19 protein-coding genes are annotated in these 16,449 nt (G+C 44.3%); 11 read left to right on the forward strand and 8 right to left on the reverse strand.

Annotated features, from left to right (window positions below; translation table 11 throughout):
- The first annotated feature begins 70 nt into the window (after positions 1-70).
- From F6J90_RS13505 to F6J90_RS13540, 8 genes are all read left to right on the forward strand, one after another.
- On the forward strand, positions 71-658 hold the full coding sequence (locus tag F6J90_RS13505; RefSeq protein ID WP_293093995.1) for a rhomboid family intramembrane serine protease: 588 nt from the start codon (positions 71-73) through the stop codon (positions 656-658).
- Between the two features lie 611 nt (positions 659-1,269).
- Entirely contained in the window at positions 1,270-1,512 is a 243-nt protein-coding gene (locus F6J90_RS13510; protein ID WP_008181697.1) for a TIGR02450 family Trp-rich protein, read from the forward strand.
- 400 nt (positions 1,513-1,912) lie between these two features.
- Positions 1,913-2,614 (forward strand): hypothetical protein, encoded by a 702-nt coding sequence (locus F6J90_RS13515; RefSeq protein WP_293093998.1) that lies wholly within the window; start codon positions 1,913-1,915, stop codon positions 2,612-2,614.
- A 147-nt stretch (positions 2,615-2,761) separates the two neighbouring features.
- On the forward strand, positions 2,762-5,173 hold the full coding sequence (locus F6J90_RS13520; RefSeq protein WP_293094001.1) for an OmpA family protein: 2,412 nt from the start codon (positions 2,762-2,764) through the stop codon (positions 5,171-5,173).
- Between the two features lie 283 nt (positions 5,174-5,456).
- On the forward strand, positions 5,457-5,990 hold the full coding sequence (locus F6J90_RS13525) for a Rab family GTPase (RefSeq protein WP_293094003.1): 534 nt from the start codon (positions 5,457-5,459) through the stop codon (positions 5,988-5,990).
- Between the two features lie 260 nt (positions 5,991-6,250).
- Positions 6,251-7,576: an RNA-guided endonuclease IscB gene (gene iscB, locus F6J90_RS13530; protein ID WP_293094005.1), complete on the forward strand. Its 1,326-nt coding sequence runs from the start codon at positions 6,251-6,253 to the stop codon at positions 7,574-7,576.
- A gap of 150 nt (positions 7,577-7,726) precedes the next feature.
- Positions 7,727-7,942, forward strand: a complete 216-nt coding sequence (locus F6J90_RS13535; RefSeq protein WP_293094008.1) for a hypothetical protein — start codon at positions 7,727-7,729, stop codon at positions 7,940-7,942.
- Between the two features lie 34 nt (positions 7,943-7,976).
- Positions 7,977-10,013: a serine/threonine-protein kinase gene (locus F6J90_RS13540; protein WP_293094010.1), complete on the forward strand. Its 2,037-nt coding sequence runs from the start codon at positions 7,977-7,979 to the stop codon at positions 10,011-10,013.
- Between the two features lie 48 nt (positions 10,014-10,061).
- Here F6J90_RS13540 and F6J90_RS13545 read toward each other — a convergent pair whose 3' ends face one another.
- The 5 genes from F6J90_RS13545 to F6J90_RS13565 all read right to left on the reverse strand — a co-directional run bounded on the left by F6J90_RS13545 (position 10,062) and on the right by F6J90_RS13565 (position 13,227).
- A complete protein-coding gene (locus F6J90_RS13545) occupies positions 10,062-10,214 on the reverse strand; it encodes a hypothetical protein (protein WP_293094013.1) in 153 nt (50 codons plus the stop codon).
- A gap of 263 nt (positions 10,215-10,477) precedes the next feature.
- Positions 10,478-11,923 carry a glycoside hydrolase family 9 protein gene (locus F6J90_RS13550; RefSeq protein WP_293094015.1) on the reverse strand — a complete coding sequence of 482 codons (1,446 nt, stop codon included), beginning with the start codon at positions 11,921-11,923 and terminating at the stop codon, positions 10,478-10,480.
- A gap of 519 nt (positions 11,924-12,442) precedes the next feature.
- Entirely contained in the window at positions 12,443-12,745 is a 303-nt protein-coding gene (locus F6J90_RS13555; protein ID WP_293094018.1) for a hypothetical protein, read from the reverse strand.
- Between the two features lie 21 nt (positions 12,746-12,766).
- Positions 12,767-13,063, reverse strand: a complete 297-nt coding sequence (locus F6J90_RS13560) for a helix-turn-helix domain-containing protein (RefSeq protein ID WP_293094020.1) — start codon at positions 13,061-13,063, stop codon at positions 12,767-12,769.
- A complete protein-coding gene (locus tag F6J90_RS13565) occupies positions 13,060-13,227 on the reverse strand; it encodes a hypothetical protein (RefSeq protein ID WP_293094021.1) in 168 nt (55 codons plus the stop codon). The genes F6J90_RS13560 and F6J90_RS13565 overlap by 4 nt, the downstream gene beginning before the upstream one ends.
- A gap of 598 nt (positions 13,228-13,825) precedes the next feature.
- Between F6J90_RS13565 and F6J90_RS13570 the strand changes: the two genes are divergently transcribed.
- From F6J90_RS13570 to F6J90_RS13580, 3 genes are all read left to right on the forward strand, one after another.
- Entirely contained in the window at positions 13,826-13,954 is a 129-nt protein-coding gene (locus F6J90_RS13570; RefSeq protein ID WP_293094024.1) for a hypothetical protein, read from the forward strand.
- 17 nt (positions 13,955-13,971) lie between these two features.
- Entirely contained in the window at positions 13,972-14,709 is a 738-nt protein-coding gene (locus F6J90_RS13575; RefSeq protein WP_293094026.1) for a cation diffusion facilitator family transporter, read from the forward strand.
- Between the two features lie 194 nt (positions 14,710-14,903).
- A complete protein-coding gene (locus F6J90_RS13580; RefSeq protein WP_293094028.1) occupies positions 14,904-15,101 on the forward strand; it encodes a hypothetical protein in 198 nt (65 codons plus the stop codon).
- Positions 15,102-15,203: 102 nt separating this feature from the next.
- On the opposite strand, the gene F6J90_RS13585 is transcribed toward F6J90_RS13580, so the two are convergent.
- The 3 genes from F6J90_RS13585 to F6J90_RS13595 form a co-directional block, all read right to left on the reverse strand.
- Entirely contained in the window at positions 15,204-15,347 is a 144-nt protein-coding gene (locus F6J90_RS13585; protein WP_293094030.1) for a hypothetical protein, read from the reverse strand.
- A 64-nt stretch (positions 15,348-15,411) separates the two neighbouring features.
- Positions 15,412-15,720, reverse strand: a complete 309-nt coding sequence (locus F6J90_RS13590; protein ID WP_293094032.1) for a hypothetical protein — start codon at positions 15,718-15,720, stop codon at positions 15,412-15,414.
- A 1-nt stretch (position 15,721) separates the two neighbouring features.
- Complete coding sequence (locus F6J90_RS13595; protein ID WP_293094034.1) at positions 15,722-15,862, reverse strand: hypothetical protein; 141 nt, start codon at positions 15,860-15,862, stop codon at positions 15,722-15,724.
- Between the last annotated feature and the right edge of the window lie 587 nt (positions 15,863-16,449).

Genomic DNA, 16,449 nt, shown 5'->3' on the forward strand with positions numbered 1-16,449 from the left:
TGCGAAGTAAGCCAATGTCGCTATTTGTCTATTGGTTTCGATACTATTTTTCACCATAAACTGATCAACCATGACTAGGCAGGAAAGAAAATCAATAACCAGTGAGTTACAAACTCAGGCAATCATCCTCGGTGGATGGGTCGCTCTGATGTGGATTGTAGAGCTGGTGGATATATTCGTTTTTGGAAGGAAACTTGATCTATATGGCATCCTCCCCCGTAACCCGATTGGGCTGCGGGGTATTTTATTTGCCCCTTTTCTCCACGGCGGTTTTTCTCATCTGATTTCCAACACTATACCTTTTCTTGTCCTAGGCTGGTTTGTAATGTTGCAAGAAACTAGCGACTTTTTCGTCGTTACCAGCATCACTATGCTGGTGGGTGGTCTTGGGGTTTGGCTGTTGGGCGCTCCCAATTCAGTTCACATTGGGGCAAGTGTGCTGATCTTTGGCTACCTAGGTTTTCTGCTATTTAGAGGCTTCTTTGAACGAAACCTACCCTCAATTTTTCTATCAATTCTAGTCGGCTTTCTCTATGGTGGTTTAGTTTGGGGTGTCTTACCCTCACAGCCCCATGTATCTTGGCAAGGACATTTATTTGGTTTTATCGGCGGTATCCTAGCCGCACGTCTACTGGCAAAGCGTAAACTCTCTTCGTAGTGCTCAGTTGTGAGTGCTCAGTCGGAAAGTGAAACCAGACAGACGTTGTGGGCCTGCAACAGATTCAAAATCTCTGTGTCAGTTGTGATACCGAGTTGCATTCAAAGATAGTAGATTGGTTGAATAGGGAGATAGGGAGATAGAGAAATTGGGAGATAGGGAAATTGGGAGATTGGGGGAAGAGAAAGTTGTACGTTTGACCGGAACTTGGTATTAGTAATAGGTTTTGAGTAGAACCAGAGAAACTTTTATCAAAAATCATGCGTTCACGTAGTGTCTCCAAAGGAGAATCGCGGGGATCCTCGTTCCTTGGGTCAAGTCTAAAAACCTAGTGTAATATCATGTCAGGATAATTACCCTTAATAAAAATCTCCCCCATCTCCCGTTTCTTTTGTTTCTCCCCCTCTCCCCACACTTCCCACACTTCCGACCCTCCCCACCTTCCCAACCCTCTCCTGAATTATGGGTATTCAACCAGACTTGATATTAGCCTGAGGTGTAACAGTCTCAATCTTCTAGGTATAACTTCTACCTATAACCAACAAAGAAGGAAAATTTTTTCCCTACTGAGCACTCACCACTAGAAGCTTGATAATCAGACCATACAGGAAATGGCTCAAAAACAGAAATTCCCTCATCTTGTGGGTTCAAAATGGACAGCTAAACAGAAAACTTGGGGCTGGCGGCATTTTCAAGTGGTCAATCGTAAAAACCAAGGAAAGTGGGTGTTTGCTGAAATGGTGGCTTCTTGTGACCCGAATGTCCGTTTTTGGCTGAATGCTAAACAGCTTAAAGATCCTGGCTTGTGGCAAGCAGGCTGGAAATCTTTGGCCGAAATCGAAAGCGAAGAGTAACCAATCCCGGTTGATCTGGTATCAATCGGGATTTTGAATCAAAATCTCCTAAAAATCTGTCCCATCTGGCGATATCCCTATCTCCCCATCAATCTTCAAGATTGATGGCTATTCAACCGGACTTGATATAAGACGGAACTTTCATGCCCATGTATAAATCCCACAAGCTTCCAGTTTCCCCTGACCAACCCCCTACTCGGTCAAGCCGAAATCCTTGGTGCAGATGATTAAGGGTATTGGCTTTAAGCTAATGGTAATAGGTTTTAGGTATTTTGTCTGGTTAGTGATGCGGCTCAAGATGTTTGTCACACAACGGTTCCGGTTGACAGCAGCATCTGATTGATAAGATAAATGGCACGCTCGTTGAATTCAAGGCAAGCTAGTAATTGTTTATGGTTCAGTGTTTATTGTTTATTTGAGTTTTATGGTCATGGATGGAATCAATAAAGCAGAAATGCGGGAAAGACTGGGAAATCTTGAGAAGATACGTGATATAATAATAGGTTCTAACCTGCGAGAGTATAATACTCGCTTCACGAAGATAGAGTCTGACTTATCCATGTGGCAGCAGGAAATACGCGATCGCGTTGAGCAGATCAAAACGACTCTGTCGAAAGAAATAGCTGCTGGGGTAGATTCCCTCGAAAAAAAAATAAGTACTCTTAGTTTAACTGCAGCCGAAGAGAGGAATGAGATTCAGGAGCGGGTTGAGCTGCTCAACAAAAAGTTTTCTAAGAGTATTGAGGTGCTCGACGAGACAGTCTACAAGCAGTCAACCTCCCTAAAGAAGGAACTTTCAGAAACTAAAGAACAGCATCAGCAAGATGTGATCAATCTCAGAAAGCAGATCTTGGCCGAGCTGGAAACTAAATTTGCACAGCTCAAAGATGCCAAAGCCTCGAAAGCAGATCTCGGAGACATGTTGTTAGAGTTGGGTTTGAGGCTCAAAGGGACTGAATTGGTTCCAGCACTCAAAGAAGCTAGTGATGGGTGGTCTGGGTTACCACAGACCAAAGGTCATAATGGTACGGTCATGGAGAAAACTGCTACTAATGATGACGAGCATCTCCAGTTAATCAAGCAAACTCAGACTTTGGAATAGACTTGGCACAGTCCTTCAATGCCAGCAACAAAAATTAACTTGATTTTCTCGCTAAGATTAGTTTTAAATCAAGGTGCGTTCGCGTAGCGGCTCTTTCAGAGCATCGCTAATTTTTGCAAAAGGTTAAATAGTAACGGATAGCCACCAGTGGCATTTTCAAACCAAAATCCGGCTGATGCCTCTCAGCCGGAAAATTCTATTTCAGAGTCAATTGAGGTCAATGCGAGCACAGAAGACGAGTTGAAGGATTTGCTGAATTTACTCGCTGACCTCAAGATTATTGATCAGACGGTGCAACCTAGCCAACACCCTAAATCTGAGCAGCAAGGGATGACCTCTGATCAGGCAGACACTGCCCAAAAATCCCATTCATTCCAAGACCTTGAGGTTCCAGCTATTGAACCTCAAACTGACCTTGGGAGTAGCAGCCTCCCGTCTAGGGTTCAGGAGAAAGAAGCATTAGCTCAAGAAAGGGATCAACCCCAATCCTTCGGTGTAAAGGTCTTTCCCGATCAGAACCCATCACCAAAGCTTCCTACACCAAAGGAGCATCTGCCGCAAATGCCTCAAAATTCCGAAGATCCAGTATTAGCTGAGAATTTAGTCCAATCCGAAGCCACAGAAACCAACCAAGACCTGCCATCAGAGTCTGCTCGGGACACCTCCCAGGAATTAGACACCTTGGCTGAGATTTTACAAGAACTGGTGATATCTCCAGAAATGGCAGAGTTTAGTGACCAGATAGAAAGGCTAGCCCAGAGACAAGGCAGGCTTGAGCATCGGATTGATCAACCTCAAGAATTGATTAATCTATTGCTACCAGTGATGGCTAAGCTGCTGGATCTCACAGTGGCTCAGTTCAGTACCTCGGTGACCGATTCCCTGACCCCCATCATTGATGAAGTCATTGACCACAGAACTCAACAGGATAAAGTGTGTGTGGGAGAAGCGATCGCTCCGGCAGTTCCAGTAGCTATTTCCTCCCGCATCATGGAGTGCCCAGAGGAAGTTGGGAAAGCGATCGCACCAGAAATGGCAGCAGCGATCCGGGAACAGATTAGAATTGAGCGAGACGCCATGGTAAATGCTCTGTATCCGGTCATTGGCAGTACCATTTCCACATACTTAGCAGAAGAAATCCGAGCTATCAATGAGAAACTGGAAAATGCCCTCAGCTTTGAAGGAATGATGCGCAAGATTCGCGCTAAGGTGCAGGGGGTTTCTGAAGCGGAACTGCTTTTTCGGGAGGTGATGCTATTTCAGGCGCGAGCTATCTTTTTGATTCATAAAGACTCTGGTTTAGTGATTGCTGAGGTACAACCCTCTGACAGCCAGCATCTAGAGTCAGATATGGTAGCAGGGATGCTCACCGCTATCCGTAGCTTTGTCAATGACTGTATCGCTCAGTCTGGGGATGTGGCAGAAATCGATGCTATTGACTATGGTACATCCAAGATCATCCTGGAAGTAGAGGGATACTGCTACCTGGCCGTGGTAGTTCAAGGGGAACCCACCCAGCAGTTCATTCATGAGTTGCGGGAAAGCCTAGAAACTATTATTACCCATTATGGTAAACCGATCAAGTCTTTTGATGGAGATACTACAACTATCCCGGTGGGAGTCAAGGGAATTTTACAAAATTTATTAGATCAATCCCTTAGTCAAGGGCGTCGTGATACTCAGGAAAATCGTAAAAAAGGCAAGAAACCGCCAGCCTTATTGGTGGTTGGCTTGGGGCTTATGGGTTTAATCGCTGTATTTGGGGGAATTTATCAGCATAGGGCTAGAATAAACCGCAGCATTGAGAAAAAAACTCAACTTGCCCTCGCCTATTATGCCCCAGAAGTGTCTGATTATGGTTTAACAGTTAAAGCCAATCGCCAGAGACTAAAGCTAGCTGGACAGCTACCGAATCAGGCTCTGCGCTCAAACGTCGAGCAAATTGCCAAAGCTGCCGCCCCTAACTTAGCGTTGGATAATCGAATTGAGGTGATCGAACTCCCTTATACTGATGAGTTAACCAAAGCTCAAGTCCAACGGGTGAGAAACACCTTGAATCAAATGGATGGAGTGGTAATTGTAGCATCTTATACAGAAGGCCGGGTGACCGTAAAAGGAGCGATACTCTATGCTAAAGATTTCCCTAAGATTACCCAAGCCTTTGAGAACATTCCTGGTGTCAAGTCGGTCGAGAACAATGTACAACTCCACGGATCAGACCTTACCAGCCGGATCTACTTTGATCTTGGTTCAGCCCAGTTGAAACCAGAGGATATAGGTACTAAAATCCGATCAATTCGGAAATTTCTGGAGCGGTATCCTCAAAAGCACCTGAGGATAATCGGCTACGCTGATCCTAGGGCTCAGCCTAGCGAAAATCAGGGATTGGCTAAACAACGAGCCCAAGCAGTACAAGATGCGCTTGTTCAGCAAGGCATTGACCCCAATCGCCTGCAAGTGCGTGGGGTTGGCAAACGCCCCCCAGATGTTGATGCTAGTCAACCGCTGTGGTTAAATCGATGTGTCGTATTTGATCCGTTTACCAAGAAATCCAGTTGAAAGCCCCTTTGGTTTAGCTAGGAGATCACAACAAGTTATGGACTTTAGTCCCTTGTATATTAAATGTGTATTAAATCTCAAATCAGGAGGTGATCCAACTACTGCAATAGATCACACTAAAACCATAGTGCTGTCTGGGAACATACGGTCGGTGAGCATAATGGTGTTCAAGTCCGCTGAAGAAATCATACCGTAAACCTGTTCAGATGTGGAGCCACGCCCATCTCTTAACAACTGTTTACAATCCCCGAGAGTTCAAACCAGTTGTCAGCAACCAGTAACAATGTCCACTATTGATCGAAAAATTTGCCTAGTTGGAGACTTTGGTGTAGGCAAAACTAGCCTAATCCGCCGATTTGTGGAGGGTGTGTTTAGTGACCAATATCTTTCAACAGTCGGAGTGAAAATTTCCCGCAAAATCATAAAATTTAAGGATGAAACCCGATCACAACTGCTGGATATAAAATTGATGATTTGGGATTTAGAAGGTCATACTAAATTTAAGGGAATTTCACCAACTTATTTAAAAGGAGCTCAGGGTGCAATTATTGTTGCTGATGTAACTCGCATGGAAACCATTGAGCACATTGTTCATCATATCGATCTGTTTTTATCCATCAATCCCAAAGGGTTGATTATTACTGCCTTAAATAAATCCGACTTAGTTGATCAAGCAAAACTGGAGGAATTGACACAAAGGTTACAGAAAAAAACTGCCCAGCAAGACCAAGTCATAGCAAGTTATTATACCTCAGCGAAAACCGGTTTATACGTCAATAACATATTTCACCAATTAGGTGGCGGAACGCTTCAATAGGATTCAGGAGCCTGGGAGTAGCAAACCCCACGGATAAATCCGGGGGCTTGTGAATCATTACCTGACCAGCCTAAGTCCCGTCAGGGACTACGTTATCAGCAAGAGTTAAAGTTCCTACCTTGAAATGCGACGCTAGTTTCAAGCTCTAGAACCGGATTGTTAAACATCTTTATCAGGTTAAGGAAGTGCAATCTGGGAAGTACCGACTGATAACATTGGCGCAGCGAACTTTACCCTAGCAATAGGAGAATACTCACATTATGCGAGTTTTTGTACTTGATAAAAACAAAAAACCTTTAGATCCATGCAAGCCTGCTAGAGCTAGAATCTTGCTCAAACAAGGAAGGGCTAAGGTCTTTAGGAGATACCCGTTCACAATCATCATGCGCGATTTGGAGGAATCGGAATGTGTGACACATAATCATCAGATCAAACTTGACCCTGGTTCTCAAACGACAGGTTTAGCAATTGTTCAAGAAAAGGTGATTGTTTGGGGTGCCGAACTAACCCACAGAGGTCTTCAAATTCGAGATGGTTTAACCTCACGTAGACAGTTGAGACGTTCTCGTAGAAACCGCAAAACTCGTTATCGACAGCCACGGTTTCTTAACCGTAAACGTCCTGATGGCTGGTTAGCTCCCAGTCTAATGTCGAGAGTCTATAATATTATCACATGCGGTGCGACCCCGGTCGGGTTTCCCGACCTAGGGAACGCGCACCAAGAGAGGGTAAAAAAACTTACTCGATTTTGTCCGATAACTGGCATTTCTCAGGAATTAGTTAGGTTCGATACTCAGAAGATGGAAAACCCTGAGATTTCTGGCACAGAGTATCAGCAGGGCACACTCTACGGATATGAAGTTAGAGAATATCTACTTTCCAAATGGAATCGTAAATGTGCTTACTGTGGTGTGACTGATACTCCACTAGAGGTCGAACACATCAAACCTAAATCAAAGGGCGGTTCTGACCGAGTAAGTAACCTAGCAATTGCTTGTAGGAAGTGCAATCAAACCAAAGGTAATCAGGAAATCGAACAGTTTTTATCTGGTAAACCTGATGTTATAAAGCGTATTCTTTCTCAAGCAAAACGACCTTTAGTCGATGGGGCAGCCGTCAACTCAACTAGATGGAAGTTGTATAACGAATTAAAAGCCTTGGGTTTGCCGATTGAAACAGGGTCAGGTGGATTAACTAAGTACAATCGATGTCGGCAGAACCTTCCAAAAACACACTGGTTAGATGCCGCCAATGTTGGAAAAGTCGATACTTTGTACATCGAAGTTTATCAGCCATTGTTGATTTCAGCTAAAGGACATGGTACTCGTCAGATGTGCAGAACGAACAAGTTTGGCTTTCCCACTCGTTATGTACCAAGGTTGAAGTTTGTCAAAGGGTTTCAGACTGGAGATATTGCCAAAGCCGTTGTAACCAAAGGTAAGAAAGTGGGAACATACACAGGTAGAATAGCTACTCGAAAAACCGGTTCATTCAATATCTCCACTAAACACGGACTGGTACAAGGAATCAGTCACCAATATTGCAGCATTGTACATAGGAAAGACGGATATGCTTATAGCTTCTAGTTCAAAAGAAGTACTGTCTAGCTGCTGTTTGTGTAAGGGGAGAAACTCCTCCCCACGCATAAATGACAGGGGTATCCGTTTCTCCCCTTACCAACCCCCATTTTTGATGATTAGTTATATATATAGTGATATATAGCGTTTCTCATAGTAATGAGGTACACAACATTGTTTCCCTGTTGCCTGTTGCCTGTTGGCTATTCCCTAAAATCAAAAATCTATCTCCCCTATTTTAGAAATGCTATATATCTTTATATATATAGCACAGTAGCTGGTCTACCTATGCTTAGTCAACTACTGAGTCAACAGGTCACAGAATCCCACGCACTGTGTCAAGTCTCCGGGAGCAAGCCCTGGGAAAAAATCTAACATCCAAAATCCAACATCCAACATTCAAAATCGAATGACGCCCCTCTATTGTAGTAAAGGACATGAGAATCCCAATGGCAATAAGTTTTGCCGGGTTTGTGGCGAGATGCTGCCGTCCCTAGCCAAAACCTTTGACACTGGGAAGATTCTGGGCGGTCGCTACCGCATCGTCCGGGAGTTGGGACACGGAGGCTTTGGACGCACCTATTTAGCTCAAGACCTTAACCGCTTTAATGAACTGTGTGTGCTAAAAGAATTTGCCCCCCAAGTTCAAGGTAACCACGCCTTACAAAAAGCAGAAGAATTATTTGAGCGGGAAGCGGGAGTTCTTTATCGATTGCAACACCCTCAAATCCCTCAATTTCGTGAGTTGTTTCAGGTACAACAACAGGACAAAGGCACCCTATTGTTGGTTCAGGACTATGTGGAGGGGCAAACCTACCGCGCTCTACTGGAGGCTCGCCGACCTCAGGGACTCCGGTTTAGTGAAGCAGAAGTGACTCAACTGCTGATCCAAATCCTGCCAGTGTTGGAATATATCCATTTTATGAGGGTGATTCATCGGGATATCTCTCCGGATAATCTGATTTTGCGCAGTACCGATGGTTTACCAGTGCTGATTGACTTTGGCGGTGTCAAGGAGGTAGCAGCGAATGTGGCATCGAAGTTCCTAGGGTCAAAGGTGGCTGGTCAAAATAAGCCGATCATAACTCGGTTGGGTAAAGTTGGCTATGCTCCCCCAGAGCAGATGCAAGGAGGAAGTGTTTTTCCCCACAGTGACCTCTATGCTCTAGGCGCAACTATATTAGTATTAGTGACTGGTCAGGAACCCCAGCAGATAATTGACCCCAATACCCTGACCTGGAACTGGCGGCGAGAGATCAGCCTTAGCTCAACCCTAGGTCGTATCCTCGATAAAATGCTTCAACCTAGACCAGGGGAACGGTACCAAAATGCCAAAGAAGTGCTGCGAGACCTCACCACTCACCTTCAATTTGCCAGTGACCCGCAATCAGCTCCATCACCCCCTCAGACTAAACCGACCTTAGCAGTTGCCCCTGGTTCAAAGCCAGTAGCGGTTAACCAGCCAGCAACCCCAGCTACCAGAACACCATTAAGCACTTTTACAAACAATACCGTTTTAGACTGGCTGGGCAAGGTGGTTTTGGTATCTGTTTTAGCTGCTGCTGTATTTGGTTTTACCTTCTGGGCAACCAATTGGTGGTTCAAATTCAGAGGATCTCAGCCGGAACCCTCACCAAAGGAATCACCTATCGGTCAACCCGACATAAAGCCACCCTCCTGGTTTCCCAGCAACGAGGAAAAGCGCAAGGAATTGCTAGAGCAGCGTCGTGCCAATTTGGAGATTAACGATAAGTTTTACGTTCAGTTAGTCAATGAGGCGTTTTGGAACAAGTACCCCAATCAACAAAAACGACAGCTAGGCACTGGTTCAGAGGATGCTCAGTTAAGAGAAGAGTGGGATAAGCTGGCGTTTGAGCTATTGACCCAGATTGAGTTGCTCAATTTGAGTCGGACGGCACGGAAACGGTTGGGAAGCTATAGGCAAGCAGATCTGACTGGCTGGAAGCAGCAAGTGAATCAGTTGCGCCTTTCTAGCCGTGCAGCTTATGATATTGCAGATTCTAAATTCTTTCATAAGTTTCCCAATCAGCGGGGTGAGAAGTTTATTGATAAGTCTATTGGTCAGGTGTGGCAAGGGATTGTTGGGGATACCATCGAAGCGTTGAAATCGGGAAAATCCCTACAGCGCATTGAGTTTGCCCCTGGCGCAGTGATTCAGCAAGTCAGTGGTACCCTCCAGCCAGGAGACGGGAAAGCGTTTACGGCTAAACTTTCTGGTGGTCAAGTCATGGAAGTGAGACTGGCTACCGATGTGAATGCCTTGTTTTCAGTTTATGGTCCGAGCCGTAAGACCACCCTATTAGAAGACTCAAACGAACGCTACTGGATCGGGGATCTGCCAGCATCTGGTTTCTATGAGTTTGTGGTAGTTTCTCAAGCTTCTGAACCGATTAATTATCGACTTAACTTGAGGGTTGAAGATTAGTGATTGGTAATTTATAGCAGTTCTCAATTGGGTGAGCTATAGCGGTTTTTAGTCTAATGAGGTACACAGGATTTTTACCATCTTAGCTCTTAGCTCTTCTGACTTCGGAGCAGGGAGTAGGGATAAATCCGTAGTGTCAAACTTGAAGGTGCGGAATGTGGGTTCTATAGCGCTACGCACAAGGCAAGAGGCAAGAGGCATGCATGCAAAAGTGCGCTTTCCGCATCTAATTATTAAATTCGCCACGGGTCGCACCTAAAAGTTCACTAAAACAGCTTTTGCTGCTTGTATCAATGTCAAACACCTTAATGCGTAGTGCTATAATAACAAATCCGCTTGCCAAAACCCCTTTATAAAAATCGACCAAATCTTTTTATGCTAGGAATTTAGGGCTATGCAGATAAGGGGGGTATGGGAACAGGATTTGGTATAACAACCCTTTAGAATTCCCCGGCGGGGGATAGTTAAATTATTGAGTTAGTGATCGGATCTACTGTAGACACTACTGGTTCAACTTGGATCGGATCTACTGTAGACAGTAATGGTTCAACGTTAGAACCCAGACTTAGTTCCATCTGTTCACGGTACATACGGGCAAGAGCACCAGTGAAGCCAGCGTTGTAGTCAAGAGCGACTTCATTAATGGCATAGTTAGTTCGAACATCGACATAGGCATTATCCTCTGGTTCAGAGGGACCACCTACCAATGCACCATAGAGAATGTTGAGGTTGTCCGTCGGTGATTCGATGTCATTGGTGGTGGAACCATGGGCTCCACGATGGTGGGGATTCTTGGGAGAATTGTGGCCAAAACCGACGACATAACTGCGATTGTTGGGATTATCCCCAAGAATGTAGTCAATTTGATCAGCCGCAAAATCGGAGTAACGACCATTACCATCATTAACGTTATCGCTATAAATACCAGCAAGGAAAGCTGTATTGGCAGCATATCGTAGGGAACCCCAGTCATCTAACCAAGCTAGTCCGCCCTCAGTATATTCGATACCTTCACCACTGTCGTCACTCCAGTAGTCTAGCCAGCGTTCTACTTCGATACGGTACTTATCCTGGTCAGTTTCTTGAGCAAGGAGGATGCCAGTACCATGGACTTTTTGATCCCAGGATTGAGTCTGAGTAGGATCAATCCCTAGATAGTAACTTTCGGCTTTATCCAAGTAGGTCTGGTCACCGGTTGCTTTGTACAGCCAAGTTGCAGACCAGGCTAGTTCGTCTTCGTAGCCACTCCAAGAATTGTAGAAAATAGCAGCATCGGGGATAGAGTCAGAGTAGTTACCCTGATAGGTCTCGGCAAAGTCAAATAGGGCTTTGGCGTTCGTCAGTAGTTGATTAGCGTAGCTGTTGTTTGTGGATTGGAAGGCAATTGAGGCAGCAGCTAAGGCAGCAGCGGATTCACCAGCTAGGTCAGAACCGGGATTTAAAGGATCAATTTTGAAGGCTGGTCGCACCATGGTCATGGTTTCCGGCGGTGCCCAGACGCTGTGGTCGATTTCACCGGATCCAACCTGTCCCCAGAATTCTTCGGTTTGACCGTTACTGTCTGTGATGTGGGCTTTGAGTATGTAATCTGTACCCCACTTAATGGCATCCAACGCCTCATCCCATTGACCCATTTGCTGGTAAGAATCTTGATATTCGATTGCCCCCCAAGCAAGCATAGTCATGGCAGCAGCCATGGGGAAGCCGAACTTGACGTGGTCCCCAGCATCGTAATAACCGCCAGTGAGGTCAACTCCTACATCAGCACCATCGTTGAGGGCAGAATCCCCGCGCCATGGGATGCGATTGTCCTCAGGAAGTTTACCGGAGCGCTGAGCTTCATAAAATAAGAAGGACTTTTCGACAGCGTCAGCATAGTTGAACTGTGTTGAAACATTGGTGTTGATCATATAGCAAAGGGAACAGGGAGTAGGGAGTAGGGAGTAGGGAATATGGCATCAAAAATTATCACAATTCATTTAGGATCCCTAAATTAGTAATTAGTTAATTTTGAATTTTTAATTTCGATATTTTTTTATAAAAATTCAAGTCAATTTTACCCTGTTTAAAACATGGAAAACGAAACATATCAACTTCCTTTTCTTTGTGGTTTATTAAGAGAATAAGAAAGAAACAAGTTAAATTACCCCTGTTTAATACAGGCAAAAATAACTAGCCTCTAAGTCACCGTCAATAAAGGAGATAATAGGGCATCATATTTGATTTACAAAAGCACTTTAAATTTGAGTAGTACTACTCTTAATGGTTACACCGAAATAGTTGTGTTCTGTAACGATAGCTAAATATTAGTTTACAACTGTCAGGATATTTCTTTTAAAGAAAGCTATAAGTTATTGTTAATTTTTAGTAAAGAATTAAAATCCCTAACACACAGCATAGAAGTTTTCAATTGGGTGAGGTACATGTTTTTAGGGAGCAGGGAGCCTCGGAGCCTCGGAGCAGGGAATAGGGAACAGGGAACAGGGAATAGGGAGTAGTGATGCAGCGCTATACTTTATTAACTCTTGCCTTTTGCCTCTTGCCCTACTCTTAGGGAATAGGGAATAGGGAACAGGGAACAGGGAACAGGGAGCTTCGGAGCTGGGAGTAGGGAGCAGGAAAGTAGCGCCGTCTTGAGGAGCCAGTTGCTCATCTAACTTACCGCGCCCCCCAAACTTCCCAAACTTCCCACACTTCCCACACCCCATCTCCCCATCTCCCCATCTCCCCATCTCCCCACCCGCCCCATCTTGTTAATCTGGCGGACAGAGGAAATTCTGGAGTTTTTCAGGCATTTCCTCAAAATTCTCTAGAAGGAAGTCCATGATGGCCAAATGGTACAAATCGATGGCCATGGGAGAGGGATAGTTGTGACCTCTGGCAAACCAGCGCTGTACTGTGGCATCGCTACGAGAACAAATACAGGCTATGACTTCGTGAGTAACCAACCATTTCCGATAAAACTTTTGTGGTGTCATCCCAATTTGGCAGTTACTGTAGCGCTGGATTAAGGCTCGGTCTTTTTCGGTTAGAGGACGGGGCTTTTTCATAAAGCGTCCTCTACTGCTAGAGTTTCTATGTCTTCTGCCGGGGCGAGTAAGGTGATGGCTGGTTCAGTACCCCAGTCAGTTTGGTGATCATGGGGTTGCTCGTACCGAGCATCGCTTTCTTGGTAGGGGTGACCCTCACCATCAGGGTGAATTGGTTTTAGCATAGGATATATCTCCTTGTTGAAGAGGAGGGGCCAGAAGCCAGCGTTAGTTGTCGAATGTTCGCGCTGGCTTCTTTGTATCTCCTTACTTTGATAATAACACAAAAAGTTTAAATAGGATAAAAACGTTAAAAAACTTAAAAAACTTATTTGGGAGTAACCTTAGGATGGTTTAGTTGTTCATATGACGGTGTATTACCTACTGAGTAGGTTAATTTATAATATATTTGTAATACATTGTAATTGTGAAAAGTTAATGAATAAAGTAGTGATGTTATCAACTTTTTGAGGTAACTTAAACGGCGGTAAGTTAAGCATAGTAAAGCGTTTATCGACTTTGGTACTATCTCAAATCTAATTCCTTAAAATGCAATTTTTAAAGAAAGCTAAATTTTCACAATAAAATAGGTTTTGCTATATGGTATTTGAAGCTCAGATGGTTTAAAAATATCATGGGCTTGACAACAGTCGAAGATTACTGTTTCAGACATTGAGTAAACTTGTGTTCACAAGTTTTTACTCAGATGATGTACTGATGTTATAGTGGGTAAATAATTGCTCTATTGCTCTATCTAGAGAAAATTTAATCAGGGAAATGTCTATGAAAAGAGTTGTTTCATATTTTGTGATTCTTTCTCAAAATCCCCTGGAAATTGAGCCGATGGATATCATTGATATCAAGGTGCAGGAAACTATTTTCCGAGGCAAGACTATTTTCCCAGTTGACTAACCAAAGTTATTGAAACTATGCTCAATTGCAACAGATTAGGTTGTTTGTGCCAGACCAGCTTATCTCTGGGTAAGGTTCAGCGGTTGAAGAGAGTGATTGTATTAATCACAATCTTTGCTTTACTCGAAATGTTTTTGGGCTTTGTTAGCCACAGTTTAACTCTGAAAGCTGATTCCGCTCACATGCTGGCAGATATTGTAGCAATGAGCATTGCTTTGTTTGCTGCATGGCTGGCTCAACGCTCCTCGAAGTCTCGAAAGCAAATGAGCAATCAACCAATTGAGGTTTTGGCTGGTCTGATCAATAGTATCGGTCTAGTAGCCATGTCTGTATGGATTGGGCGAGAAGCGATCGCCCATCTGCAAGGCACACCTGAGGAAATCCTCAGTTTGCCGATGCTAGTCACTGCCTTAATTGGCGTAATCATCAACAGCATTAACCTCTATTGGCTAGGGGAAAATACTGAGCAAGATATCAATTTGCGTGGTGCGTTTTTGCACGTACTGGCAGACGTAGTTAGCTCAATCGGCACGATAATAGCTGCTTTGGCGGTTGGGATTTTCAACTGGCCTCAGGCGGATGCCATCATCAGCTTTAGTGTAGCTATTTTAATTGGCTTAAGCACTCTTCCTCTGCTGCAGCAAACCCTGCAACTAACTAGGACGATGGCGATAGAAAAAAAACCTCAGGAGTCAGGCTGGCTAGAGTTAGGAAAGACAGATTTAGTGTCTTTGATCAAACTCAAACAGGATTGAAAATTCCTGGAAAGTTATTGATTTTGAACTGATATTTTTACCGAAAAGTGGTAGAGTTATATATACCATTTTTCGGGAATTTTTAGGTAAGCATTCAGCGGTCAGCGGTCAGCGGTCAGCGGTCAGCCGTCAGCCGTCAGCAGACTTAACTCAGATTAAACGAATGCTTACCTGTTGTCTTGATGCAGTCGCTCATGGGGGAAACCACGGCAGTCGCTCATGGGGGGAACCCCCAAGACCGCGCTGCCTCCCCAAGACCGCGCTGCATCGCTTATTCAAAAACACCTCAAGTAGCGTGGCACAGGCTTCTAGCGTGGCACAGGCTTTGGCCTTTGGCCACGCTGTGCGAACGACGCTGGGACTTAACCCATAAGCTGAAAGCTGATAACTGATAACTGATAACTGATAACTAATAACTGATAACTAATAACTGATAACTGATAACTAATAACTAATAACTAATAGCTGATAACTGATAGCTGATAGCTGAATTCTTACTCCGATGCCAACCAAATTTCCCTAGCAGCAGCGTTTCGATAAAGCTTCCTTGGTCCAACCACTAGCAAGGGTTCACCAACATGGTTAGGTAAGTTAAGGTTGCTCTCGGGGTGTTGCATCCTTGGTGGATAATCTGACAAGTGTTGACTCTCTGCTCTTGGGGCTTTTCCTGCTTTGTTATATACTGATACATCATCTTGATCACTAGGCTGACCCAGGAAATCGGTGACAAAGACTACTGGACGGGAGTAATGGGGGTTTATTCAGGTAGGGTGAACCGTTGAGATGAGGCGTAATCCAATCCCCACGCAACAGCATTTCACGGGCAACGCCGCCGAAGTGACCCTCGTGGGGTTCATACAATCCATATCCATCCAAGCCATGAATTAACACCAGCAACCCCAATAGTAATACCATCACGTCACTCCAGCTAGTAGTAGCAGAGCTGATCCGGGCTAATGGTTGATGCTTCAACACAATGGTTAAGGTCAATGATGGTTTGGTATTATACACCCTAATACCAATATTTTTCAACTTCCTCTAGTAGTGTTTTTATACTATTTACCAATTCAGTGAGGTACTTCGTCGGGGGGTTTAGGGAGTAGGGAGCAGGGAGCAGGGGTAGGTTTTTTACCTCAGGGTCAAACGGTTTCACAACTTGGCTTCTAATTTGGCCTACCCATTTCTAAATTGTTCCGGATCGAGATAGAGCAATCAAGGAATAAGAAATAGTAGATGCACCCTGACTGATCCCTCAGCTATCCGCTGGGGATTTTTTTTGTTCAATCTTGTCTCAACTAATCTATCAGTTCTAATTTCTTCCGGATCTAGATAGAGCAATGAAGGATTAAGAAATAGTAGATGCACCCTGACTGATCCCTCAGCTACCGGCTGGGGATTTTTTTTTGTTCAATCTTGTCTCAACTAATCTATCAGTTCTAATTTCTTCCGGATCTAGATAGAGCAATGAAGGATTAAGAAATAGTAGATGCACCCTGACTGATCCCTCAGCTACCGGCTGGGGATTTTTTTTTTGTTCAATTTTGTCTCAACCAATCTATCAGTTCTAAATTCTTCCGGATCGAGATAGAGCAATGAAGGATTAAGAAATAGTAGATGCACCCTGACTGATCCCTCAGCTAGCCGCTGGGGATTTTTTTTGTTTAATTTTGTCTCAACCAATCTATCACTTCATAAATGCGTAAGCGTTTCTAATTTATTCCGGATCGAGATAAAACCATC

This window comes from Moorena sp. SIOASIH (assembly GCF_010671925.1).
Classification (GTDB): domain Bacteria; phylum Cyanobacteriota; class Cyanobacteriia; order Cyanobacteriales; family Coleofasciculaceae; genus Moorena.